Origin of the sequence: Oscillibacter sp., assembly GCF_032060045.1 — a bacterium.
Classification (GTDB): domain Bacteria; phylum Bacillota; class Clostridia; order Oscillospirales; family Oscillospiraceae; genus Oscillibacter.
Window position 1 is genome coordinate 1,439 of record NZ_DAMBZJ010000052.1, and the last position, 10,380, is coordinate 11,818.

Consider the following 10,380-nt stretch of genomic DNA (forward strand, 5'->3'; position numbering starts at 1 on the left):
GGCAGACTGTAAGGGAAAATGGATGGTCAGCTACAACGACTGCGAATTCATTCGGGAGCTGTATCAGGAGTACACCATAACCCCGGTCACCCGCCTGAGCAATCTGGCACAGAGGTATGACGGCGGATGCGAATACCCGGAGGTCATCATTACCAACTATGATCCCAAGGAACGGGAAAGGGATACATTTCAATTAAATCTATTTGACTTCGGAGGTGAATACGAAGAATGACCGGACTTGAAAAAATCCGCTGGGCAAAAGCACTGATTGAGGAAGAAAGCGGCGGCAGATATCAGTTTGTGGTGGGCAATGTTCACGATGACCTGTATCTGCGCTGCGGGGATAAAGCCAATGTGGGGCTGTATCTGACCGTGCAGCAGAATGGAAAAACCGGCAGCTATGACTGTATTTTTAAGGGATATACCCGCATCAGCAGCGGCTACCACAACGCCAATGGAATGCAGAAGCTGGCTGGCGAGTACAAGCAGGCAGCATATTTTCTCAAAGAAATGGAGATCGCCAACATCTCTCTGACCGAAGATGAGCTTCGCACCTTTGTGTCGGAGCTGAAATCGGCAGAGGAACAACAAATCAATGCCCCGCAGATGGGGATGTAAAAGGAGGCTTGCACTATGAAAATCATTGAAACGAAAGGCCAAATTGCCGATAACGGCAGCATCATCCTGCCGCCCGGTGTGCTGGATACCATGTGCGTCACTGCCGGGGATACCGTGCATCTGGCGTATCTGTCCCATCACCCGGTGAAGCAGATCAACAGCTACGGCGAGTTTTTCCTCACCAAGGACGGCATCGACCATGTGAACGAGCCGGTGGAAGCACCGGAATCCGCAGAGCTGTCGGTGCCTCATGCACTTTTGGAGGCGGCGGGGATTCCGCTGGATGATGATCTGGATATTCACTGCGAGGATGGCGCCATCATCATCGGCAGTGCTGATTTGGTCAGGCAGCTGCCGCCCCAGCTCATGGAGCTGTTCGACAGCCTCGGCGTGAGCCATGATACCATCCGCTGTGTGCTGGAGGGAGGTGCGGAGGATGAAGAATAAGCCCATTTACAAGCTGATGGACAGCAAAGGCCGGGTACTGATTCCCAAGGAGCTGCGCACCGCCAGCGGCATGGATTACGGCGATATTGTGCGCCTCGGTGTATCCAACGGTATGGTCAGTGTGCAAAAGGTGGACATTATCGAAATCGGCGACCAGTCCCCGGAGGCGGTGGAGGCCTATGTCCGTGCGGCGTTCAAGACCATGCCGGATGATACAAGGCTTTCTCTCATTTCCGACCTGACCGCCCTGCTGCAGCAGAAAAAGGAGGGCTGACGGATGGAACGAAATACATGCTACACCGCCAAAGACTGTTCGGCAACCGGCTTGGGCTGCAATATTCAGGGAAAGGTTGTCGTAATCGGTCAGGACAATCCGGAAAGGCAGCTGTACTTCTGCCTCTGCGGAAACGGAGCCGGTGCAAACCCCAGCGGCTCCGCTGTCTTTTTGGTATCCCTGCGCACTGGGGAGTTTGCCCTGAAAAACCGCAGTGAGGTCATTGGCATAGTAAAGCTGGAGCTTTTGCCGGATGGTGCCAAGCTGCAGCTCTCCCAAATCAGGCCGGTGGGCGCATTGGATTTGAAGAATCATGAGCCGAAATACAGCGGCTACAGCTTTCTGCCCGATGGCCGCTATGCCTCCGGCGTGTGGCTCTGTACCGAGCAGGAAGCGCTCAGTTATGTGGAGATGCAGAAGCCTTACCAGCACCGGATCATGCTCTGCGACCGGGATGATTTCTGTGTGCTGGAAATGGAAAACGGCAGGCTCCTCCATCCCTCTGGGGAGGAAATGGAAGCTCTCCAGAATCCTGAGAACGGAGGCCTGACTATGACATAAAGGAGGCAAGCTCATGAAAAATATCCGTATGGAAAAAGATATTATCCTGTACTACGGCAACCCTGCCGGTTATGTCAGCGGCGGCAAGGCGGTGGTCGATCCTCTGTTTGAATCGGAGGAACTGAATGCCTTTATCAGCCGCCAAAAGGATATCGGCGAGGTGAAGTGGACGGACGGTGTGTATGACCGTCTTGTCAATGGGCAGCGAGATACCCAAGAACTCACTCTGCTGAAAAACTGCCGTGTGTGGCAGCTAAAGCCCGAATCGGATCTCCGGATGCGCTTCATCAGCCTTGCGGATTTCTGCAAGGAGTTCGGCAACCCCCAAATATCCGATTACCAAACTGTTTATGACGGCGAGGTGGAAACCAACAATCTGGAAGCCCTGTACACCAAATTCAATGGGGATCATCCTCCCGGCTATGCGGGGCATTCCCTGTCTATGTCGGATGTGCTGGAGTTATACGATGAAAGCGGCAGCAGCTTCTTCTACTGCGACCGCTTCGGCTTTCAGGAAATCGGCTTCACACCACCAGCGCAGAACCAGACCATGCAGCTCTGATAGGGGCTGTTTTTTTATTGCCAAAATGCGAAAGGAGAAAAATATCATGCCTGATGTAGAAGTGAAAATCAATTCCATGTACCCACCCGGAGCCAGCGGCGGCATTCGTGCCTACGCTTCGGCAACGGTGGACGGCTGCCTCGGTATCCGGGGCATCAAGGTGGTGGAGGGAGGTCGTGACGGTCTCTTTGTATCCATGCCCAGCCGCAAAACGGAGAACGGCTACAAGGAAATCTGCTTCCCGGTGACCAAGGAGTTCCGGGAGCAGCTCCACAAGGCCGTGCTGGACAGCTACCAGCAGGCCGTAGCCATGAACCAAGCTCCGGTACAGCCACAGGAAGCCGCACCAGAGCAGTCCCAGCCGCCCATGCAGATGGGCGGGATGTAAGAATTCTATCAACCCAACAAAAAAATTGGAGGTAAATCACCATGAAAAAAATCATGAACAAGGTAACCCATAAGGCCAATATGCTGGCAATCAAAGCAAGAATGGCGCTCACCAACAACCACGCCGAGGGCTTTGTGGATACAGCCATTAAAATTTTAATGGCTGTAGTCATCGGCGCTTTGGTGCTGGCCGGTCTGTATATGCTCTTCGACAAAACGGTGCTGCCTACCCTCGTTCAGCGCATTAAGGATATGTTCAACTATGCCGGATAAGCTGGCCGTCTTTCAGGCGGTCTTTTTTATTGCCCTGCTGTGTGCGGCATCGGTAACGGACTTGACAAAATGCATTGTTCCAAACTGGCTTTGCCTTGGAATTGCAGGTGTTTCCATAATAGGGTTTACACCGGTCAAGCTGCTGGGAATTCTGATTGCCCTGCCATTTCTGCTGGCCGCTGTCTTTTTCGGCGGCATGGGCGGCGGCGACATCAAGCTGATGGCAGCCTGCGGTCTGGTGCTGGGGCTGTCCAAAGGACTGCTTGCAGCTATGTCCGGACTCAGCCTGCTGCTTCTTTATGCAGCCTTATACCGGATTGTTTGCAGGGTGCAAAGGCGGGAGGTGAAAAAAGCCTTCCCCCTTGCGCCCTTTTTATCGGCGGGCTGTCTGCTCGCCTATTTCATTTTGTGAAAGGATGGATGATATGAGAAATCAAAATAAGCGAACTGTTCTGAAGCTGTTGTGTGTGGTACTGCCGCTTGCAGCTGCGGCTGTCGGCATTCCACACGTTATCCGCAGATATAAGATCAAAAAATGTGCTGCGCAGTAATCATCTTTTATCAATCAAAGGAGGACTTAAGCTATGAGCTTTTTTAAGAATAGAACGGTTATCGGCGTGATCTGCATCGTACTGTCGCTTCTGATCTGCTTTGCAATCACGCCGCTGTTCAACCAAAGCATCAGCCAGAAAACCGAAATTGTGCGAGTGACCAAGTCCATCAAAATCGGAGAGGCCATTACTAAGGACATGGTGCAGACCGTGGAGGTGGGCGGTTACAATCTACCGGAGGATGTGGTTAGGCAGATGGATACCGTCATCGGGAAATTTGCCTCCGCAGACTTAGCACCGGGAGATTATATCATCGCCTCCAAAATCGCTGATGCCCCTGCTGCGGAGAACGCCTATCTCTACAATCTGACCGGAGAAAAACAGGCCATTTCCGTGTCGGTCAAGAGCTTTGCCGCTGGACTGTCCGGCAAGCTGATTTCCGGGGATATCGTGTCTATCGTTGCCCCGGACTACAAAAAACAGGGTGTGACGGTGATCCCGCCGGAGTTGCAGTATGTAGAAGTGATCGCTGTCACCGCAGGCAGCGGCTATGATGCAAACACCGGTGAACAGAAAGAAGCCGAAGCTGAGGATGAAAAAGAGCTGCCTGCCACCGTTACTTTGCTGGTTACACCGGAGCAGAGCAAAATTCTTGCCGAGCTGGAAGCTGACGGTACCCTTCATGTGTCCCTCGTTTACCGTGGCAGCAAGGAAAATGCGGCGAAGTTTACCGAGGCGCAGGACTCGGTGCTTTCCCAGCTGTACCCAGAGGAAACGGAATCTCAGGAAAGCGAGGATCAAAGCCAGCCGGAAACGCCTGCGGACACACCGTCAGAAAGTGAGGCTGAGTAAATGCTGAACTTCAAAAAGGGCGGCCTGTTCAGCCGCAAAAACGATCCTGAACCGCAGGAAATGGAACCCGACAATGGCGCACAGATACTGGCGGTTTGGGGCAGCCCCGGCTGCGGCAAGACCACCGTGGCGGTGAAGCTGGCAAAATATCTGGCAGACAGAAAAAAGAATGTGGTGCTGCTACTCTGCGACTGCACCACGCCCATGCTTCCCTGCATCTGTCCGTCCGGTGAGCTGGAGGGGGATCATTCCCTCCGCAGTATTCTGGCCGCCAATTCCATTACGGAGTCCTTGGTGAAAAACAACTGCAACACCCATAAGCGGATGAGCCATCTGGCGGTCATCGGCCTGCAAAAGGGAGAAAACGAGAACTGCTATCCTCCTGTGAATGAGAAGCTACTCCGGGAGTTGATGGGCGTGCTGCGTGATATGGACAGTCATATCATCATCGACTGCGGCAGCTCCATTTATTTTGACGAGCTGTCCACCATTGCCATTCTGGAAGCCGATGCAGTGCTGCGGCTCATAAACTGCGACCTCAAATCGGTGAGCTACCTGTCCAGCCAGCAGGAATATCTGCGGATGGCAGGGTTTGACTCTGACAAGCTGTACAAGGCGGTCAGCAATGTGAAATCCAATGAAGCCAGCCAGAACATGGAGCAGGTGTTAGGCAGCGCTGTGTTTACTCTGCCTCACTCTGCGGAGCTGGAGGCTCAGGTGCTGGCCGGAAATCTGTTCGCCGATTTATCCTTGAAAGACAGCCGGGGCTTCCGCAGGGAAATCGAAAAAATCGCAAAGGAGGTGTTCGAGGTATGAGCAGGCATAACTTGTTTTTCGCCCCGGAACAGGAAACCGGGGATTTTCACGGTGTGCTGCAGCAGGTGCAGGAATATATCGCTGGTCAGCACAGCGAGCTGCTGTCGGACGGCAATGCCGCTGAAGCCAAGGCCAACATCAAGCGCTACATCGCCAAGTTTGTGCAGGACAGCCGTGTGGCGGTCAAAGGCATGACACCCCAGCAATTAGTGGATGCTCTGTTCACGGAGATGGCTGAATACTCCTTTCTCACCAAGTATATCTTTAGCGATGGCATCGAAGAAATCGACATCAACAGCTGGCGGGATATTGAAATCCAGTATGCCGGTGGGCGCTGCGAAAAGCTGCGGGAACACTTTGACAGCCCTGAACACTGCATCAATGTGCTGCGCCGGATGCTTCATGTGTCCGGCACGATTTTAGATGACCAATCCCCTCTGGTAGTGGGTACCCTTGCGGAAAACATCCGGATTGCCGTCATGAAAAGCCCCATTGTGGATGCCAATGTTGGCGCTGCGGCCTCCATTCGTATCGTCAATCCCAACCACATGGAAAAGGAGGATTTCATAGACGGAGGCACGGCAACTGGAGAAATGCTGGATTTGCTCTCAGAGTTCATCCGCTACGGCATTTCGGTGTGTATTGCAGGGGCTACCAGCAGCGGTAAAACCACGGTGGCCGGATGGTTACTCACTACCATCCCCGATAACAAGCGCATCTTCACCATTGAAAACGGCAGCCGGGAGCTTTCCCTCATCCGGGAACAGAATGGCAGGGTTACCAATTCCGTGGTGCATACCCTCACCCGCAACAGCGAGAACGAGCTGTACCGGATTGAGCAGATCGACCTTGTGGACATCTCCCTGCGCTTCAACCCGGACATTATCGTGGTTGGGGAAATGCGTGGAGAGGAAGCCAATGCCGCTCAAGAGGTAGCCAGAACCGGCGTGGCGGTGGTCACCACCATTCACTCCAACTCCTGCGAATCCACCTACCGCCGCATGGTTTCCCTGTGCAAGCGAGCCGTGGATATGTCAGATGAAACCCTCATGGGCTATGTGACCGAGGCCTATCCCATTGTCGTGTTCTGCAAGCAGCTGGAAAACAAGCAGCGGAGGCTCATGGAAATCATGGAGTGCGAAATCCTGCCGGACAACAGCCGGAATTACCGCACCCTGTTCCGGTATGAGATTACCGAAAACCGTTATGAGAACAATCAGTTTTTCATTACCGGACACCATGTAACGGTCAATCCCATCTCCGACAGCCTGTGCAAACGGCTGCTGGAAAACGGGATGCCGCAGGAGCGTATTAATTTTCTGAAGAAAGGAGGGCAAATATCCGTATGACAACCATTCAACTATTGGCCTGTGTCGGAATGATTACAGGCTTTTTTCTTTTACTCGGCCTAAAGCCGATGGAATTCACCGATGGGCTGTTTTCCTTTCTCACCAGAGAAAAGAAGTCCATCAAGGACGAAATCAAGGCGGCACAGCACCGCCAAAAGCCGGGATTTCTGAAACGGCAAATCATTATGGCGCAGGAGGTGCTGGCCATGACCGGCAGAAGCAACCACTTCTCTCTGGTTTGCGCCTGCTCCCTGCTGCTGTTCGCCATCGGTGCTTCCATCGCCATTGTGCTGGGCAATTTCTTTCTGGCTCCGGTGATGGCGGCAGGCTTTATGATGCTGCCCTTTTGGTATGTGCAGCTCACCGCCAGCCATTTCAAAAAGGACATTGCTGCCGAGCTGGAAACGGCGCTCTCCATCGTAACCACAGCCTACCTGAGAAGTGAGAATATCCTCACGGCTGTGGAGGAAAACCTCCACTATCTGAACCCGCCCGTGCATCAGGTGTTCAAGGATTTTGTCCTGCGGGCGAAACTGATTGATCCGGATGTGCTGGAGGCCATCAAGGTGCTGCGCACCAAAATCGACAACGAGGTGTTCCGGGAATGGTGCGATGCCCTGTGCGACTGCCAGCACGACCGCAGCCTGAAAGTCACCCTGACACCTATCGTCAGCAAGCTCAGTGATATGCGGATTGTCAACGGAGAACTGGAATACCTCGTCTTTGAACCCCGCAAGGAATTTATCATCATGGTTATCTTCGTGATCGGCAACATTCCGCTTATGTATCTCTTAAACAAAAGCTGGTACGACACGCTGATGTATACTCCACTGGGGCAAATCATTCTGGCCATCAGCGCCGCCCTGATTTTTATCTCTACGGCCTGTGTGATAAGACTCACCAAGCCCATTGAGTACAGGAGGTGACGACAATGGGATTATTGTTTTTATTCGGAGTCACCTTAGCGGCTGGGCTATTTTTTCTCCTTTTGGATGTGCTGCGCCTGCCGTACCTCAGCACCGCCAAGGCCATGCTGAACACCACAAGGACAGAGAAAAAAGCGGCAAAGAGTTTGGAAGCTTACCTCATGACTTGGGCAGTGAAGCTCGCAAGGCTCATCCGCATGGATGAATACCGCAGGCATCGGCTGAAAAATGTGCTGAAAGCCACCGGCATGAACATAGAGCCGGAGGTCTATCAGGCCTATGCGCTGGTGAAATCCGGCGTAATTCTGCTGCTGGCAGTTCCGGCTGGGTTTATTTTTCCATTGCTGGTGCCGGTAGTGGTGTTCCTTGCGGTCATGGTGTATTTCAAAGAAATCAAAAAGGCAGACGAAAAGCTGTCCGCAAAGAGAGCTTCTGTGGAAAAGGAGCTGCCACGTTTCGTTGCCAATATCGAACAGGAGCTGAAAGCCTCCCGTGATGTGCTGGCTATCATAGAGAACTACAAGAAAAATGCCGGAGAAGCCTTTGCCGGGGAGCTGACCATGCTGGCAGCGGATATGCGCTCCTCCAGCTATGAGGCTGCCCTTACCCGGTTTGAGGCGAGGCTCAATTCGCCTATGCTGTCGGATGTGGTGAGAGGACTCATCGGCGTGCTGCGTGGCGATGACAGCACGGTGTATTTTCAGATGCTGGCGCATGATTTCAAGCAGCTGGAGCTGCAGCGCCTGAAAGGTGAGGCGCAGAAAATACCGCCGAAGATCCGTGTGTTTTCCTTTCTCATGCTGATGTGCTTCCTCTTTACCTATCTGGCCATCATTGCCTATGAGATTATCAAGTCCCTCAGCGGGATGTTTTGAGGAGGTGAAACTGTGATTGTACAGGAAATGTTAATCAAGTATCCGCAGGCGTCCTTTGATATGATGACACCGGGCGGGTTTGTCTTTTTAACGCCGGAAGCAGCAAGGGAGCTGCTGTCAGGAAAGAGCGTGATCGGACATCCCGGTGTTTCAGAATCTGCAAGGGTGGTGACGGCTGATGAGCTTTTGAATCAGGAGGTCTTCAGTTCCGAATACAGCAACAATGTGTGGCATATACTAAGCGATTTTCCGCAGATGGAGCAGGAATCCTCCCCTCCCGAACAGGGGGTGAAGCTATGCTGAAGCTCTTAAAATCCAAGCGTGGCGAGGGTTACATTGATGTGTGTGTCCTCGTCCTCTGCGCCATGCTGGTCATTGCGCTGGCCGTTCAGGTGCTGCCGGTGTTTATATCAAAGAACCAGCTGGACACCTATGCCACAGAGCTGTGCCGGGAAGCGGAAATCTCCGGCAGGGTTGGCAGCGAAACCAGCCGCCGTGCTGCGGTTCTCACCGAGCAAACCGGGCTGAGTCCCCGAATTTCATGGTCAAAGACCGGTACTATCCAGCTGAATCAGGAAATCACCGTGACCTTGACACTGGATAGGAACATCGGACTGTTCGGCGGGTTTGGTTCGTTCCCAATCACCCTGCGCTCGGAGGCCTCCGGGAAAAGCGAGGTGTATCACAAATGAAAAAGCTAAGATACATTCTCAAAGATAAAGCCGGGAACGGTTTCCCTTTGGTGGTAGCCATTACACTGGCGCTGGTGATTATCCTGTGCGGTGTGATGGAGTTTTTCCGGCTGAATATTATCGCCACCGGTGTGAAAGAAGCATTGGAGGATGCCATCATCGTAACGGTCAACGACAACTATGCCGATGTGTATCACGGTGTGCGGGAGGGTTACAGCGGTGGATACCAGCCGGACGGCTCCTCCTTTTCATACAGCGTGAACACTGGCGATATTTACGGCTACATGGACGGTGTCCTCGGTATGGAGGCTATAGGAGGTCGCCATGTGAAGTATGCCGGGGATGCTTTGGAATACAGGCTCTCCGGCTTGGATGTCACCATCCGCAATGCGCCGCTGGCTCCTTCCTCCCCTAAAAACGCACAGCACTTTGAAGCGGATGCGGTGATTCTTTTGGAGGTGCCGGTCTATTTCGGCGGCAAGGAGCTGGCTCCCATGAAGATCAAACTCAAGGTTCAGGCGGGATACACCGAGGTGTTTTAACTGTTCGGGAAATTGTCTGGACTTCCGAAAAAATATGTAGTATGGTGAGAAATACAAAGGTAACATTTTACACTTCTCAAAGGAGGTTGTCTATATGAGTGATAAAACCAAAAGGAGGCTCACCATTGCGGGCGCTGTGGTAATTTGCATAGCTCTGGTGGTTGCCATCGGGATGCGGTTTGCTAAGGAACCCGTAAGGCCGGATGCTTCTTCACAGGAGCCGGTCAGCTCTTCGGAGATGGCTCCTGATATACAAGATAAGACAGACAAAAAAGAGGTGGTAGTTTCCCCGCAGCCCACAACGGAGCCGGAAAGCTCGGAAACACTGCCGCCCCAAACCGATCTGCCGGAGCAAAAACTCCAGCCCGATCCGGTAAAGCCGGAAGCTCCCGCAAAGCCTGAGCTGCCAAAGGATGCGGATACCACGAATCCGTCCAAGCCGCCGGAATACAGGCCGGAGGATACGGAAAAGAAACCGGCTGCTGAAAGCAAGCCGCAGGGTGGCGGTGGCCTGCCGGGATTTGATAACGTGCCGGATGGCGGTGCCAATCAGGGCGAATATGTAGATGGTGATGGTGATATTAATAAACAGGTTGGGGAAATGTAATCTTTAGTTGAAAGTGACTAATACGTAACATGGCCTGAAATGCCCGAA

The 10,380-nt window shown here is 52.9% G+C and carries 17 protein-coding genes and 1 pseudogene; all 18 read left to right on the top strand.

The features are described from left to right. Window positions 1-232: pseudogene (locus RT018_RS14680) on the top strand (DNA adenine methylase); the annotation flags it as partial. After that, the gene (locus tag RT018_RS14685) at window positions 229-618 is read left to right on the top strand and encodes a hypothetical protein (protein WP_195199139.1); all 390 of its coding nucleotides are present in this window, start codon (window positions 229-231) and stop codon (window positions 616-618) included. The pseudogene RT018_RS14680 and the gene RT018_RS14685, both read left to right, overlap by 4 nt. Before the next feature lie 15 nt (window positions 619-633). Further along, window positions 634-1,065, top strand: a complete 432-nt coding sequence (locus tag RT018_RS14690) for a hypothetical protein (RefSeq protein ID WP_195199138.1) — start codon at window positions 634-636, stop codon at window positions 1,063-1,065. Continuing rightward, window positions 1,055-1,339 carry an AbrB family transcriptional regulator gene (locus tag RT018_RS14695; RefSeq protein ID WP_195199137.1) on the top strand — a complete coding sequence of 95 codons (285 nt, stop codon included), beginning with the start codon at window positions 1,055-1,057 and terminating at the stop codon, window positions 1,337-1,339. Before RT018_RS14690 ends, RT018_RS14695 begins: the two co-directional genes overlap by 11 nt. 3 nt (window positions 1,340-1,342) lie before the next feature. Continuing rightward, window positions 1,343-1,900, top strand: a complete 558-nt coding sequence (locus RT018_RS14700; protein ID WP_312943077.1) for a hypothetical protein — start codon at window positions 1,343-1,345, stop codon at window positions 1,898-1,900. A gap of 13 nt (window positions 1,901-1,913) precedes the next feature. Then, on the top strand, window positions 1,914-2,462 hold the full coding sequence (locus tag RT018_RS14705; protein ID WP_312943078.1) for a YodL domain-containing protein: 549 nt from the start codon (window positions 1,914-1,916) through the stop codon (window positions 2,460-2,462). A gap of 46 nt (window positions 2,463-2,508) precedes the next feature. After that, window positions 2,509-2,850 carry a SpoVG family protein gene (locus tag RT018_RS14710; protein ID WP_312943079.1) on the top strand — a complete coding sequence of 114 codons (342 nt, stop codon included), beginning with the start codon at window positions 2,509-2,511 and terminating at the stop codon, window positions 2,848-2,850. Between the two features lie 41 nt (window positions 2,851-2,891). Then, window positions 2,892-3,122 carry a DUF6133 family protein gene (locus tag RT018_RS14715; protein ID WP_195199133.1) on the top strand — a complete coding sequence of 77 codons (231 nt, stop codon included), beginning with the start codon at window positions 2,892-2,894 and terminating at the stop codon, window positions 3,120-3,122. Then, window positions 3,112-3,534 (top strand): A24 family peptidase, encoded by a 423-nt coding sequence (locus tag RT018_RS14720; protein ID WP_312943080.1) that lies wholly within the window; start codon window positions 3,112-3,114, stop codon window positions 3,532-3,534. The genes RT018_RS14715 and RT018_RS14720 overlap by 11 nt, the downstream gene beginning before the upstream one ends. A 172-nt stretch (window positions 3,535-3,706) precedes the next feature. Then, window positions 3,707-4,525 carry an RcpC/CpaB family pilus assembly protein gene (locus tag RT018_RS14725; protein ID WP_312943081.1) on the top strand — a complete coding sequence of 273 codons (819 nt, stop codon included), beginning with the start codon at window positions 3,707-3,709 and terminating at the stop codon, window positions 4,523-4,525. After that, complete coding sequence (locus RT018_RS14730; protein ID WP_312943082.1) at window positions 4,526-5,341, top strand: ParA family protein; 816 nt, start codon at window positions 4,526-4,528, stop codon at window positions 5,339-5,341. It abuts the gene before it with no gap. Beyond that, window positions 5,338-6,690 carry a CpaF/VirB11 family protein gene (locus tag RT018_RS14735; protein WP_312943083.1) on the top strand — a complete coding sequence of 451 codons (1,353 nt, stop codon included), beginning with the start codon at window positions 5,338-5,340 and terminating at the stop codon, window positions 6,688-6,690. Before RT018_RS14730 ends, RT018_RS14735 begins: the two co-directional genes overlap by 4 nt. Continuing rightward, window positions 6,687-7,616 (top strand): hypothetical protein, encoded by a 930-nt coding sequence (locus RT018_RS14740; RefSeq protein ID WP_312943084.1) that lies wholly within the window; start codon window positions 6,687-6,689, stop codon window positions 7,614-7,616. Before RT018_RS14735 ends, RT018_RS14740 begins: the two co-directional genes overlap by 4 nt. A gap of 5 nt (window positions 7,617-7,621) precedes the next feature. Then, window positions 7,622-8,491 (top strand): secretion protein F, encoded by an 870-nt coding sequence (locus RT018_RS14745; protein WP_312943085.1) that lies wholly within the window; start codon window positions 7,622-7,624, stop codon window positions 8,489-8,491. A 12-nt stretch (window positions 8,492-8,503) separates the two neighbouring features. After that, a complete protein-coding gene (locus RT018_RS14750; RefSeq protein WP_195199126.1) occupies window positions 8,504-8,794 on the top strand; it encodes a hypothetical protein in 291 nt (96 codons plus the stop codon). Further along, a complete protein-coding gene (locus RT018_RS14755; protein ID WP_195199125.1) occupies window positions 8,788-9,183 on the top strand; it encodes a DUF4320 family protein in 396 nt (131 codons plus the stop codon). Before RT018_RS14750 ends, RT018_RS14755 begins: the two co-directional genes overlap by 7 nt. Then, on the top strand, window positions 9,180-9,725 hold the full coding sequence (locus RT018_RS14760; RefSeq protein WP_195199124.1) for a hypothetical protein: 546 nt from the start codon (window positions 9,180-9,182) through the stop codon (window positions 9,723-9,725). The genes RT018_RS14755 and RT018_RS14760 overlap by 4 nt, the downstream gene beginning before the upstream one ends. Window positions 9,726-9,819: 94 nt before the next feature. Next, window positions 9,820-10,332 carry a DUF6550 family protein gene (locus tag RT018_RS14765; protein WP_312943086.1) on the top strand — a complete coding sequence of 171 codons (513 nt, stop codon included), beginning with the start codon at window positions 9,820-9,822 and terminating at the stop codon, window positions 10,330-10,332. The last annotated feature ends 48 nt before the right edge of the window (window positions 10,333-10,380 follow it).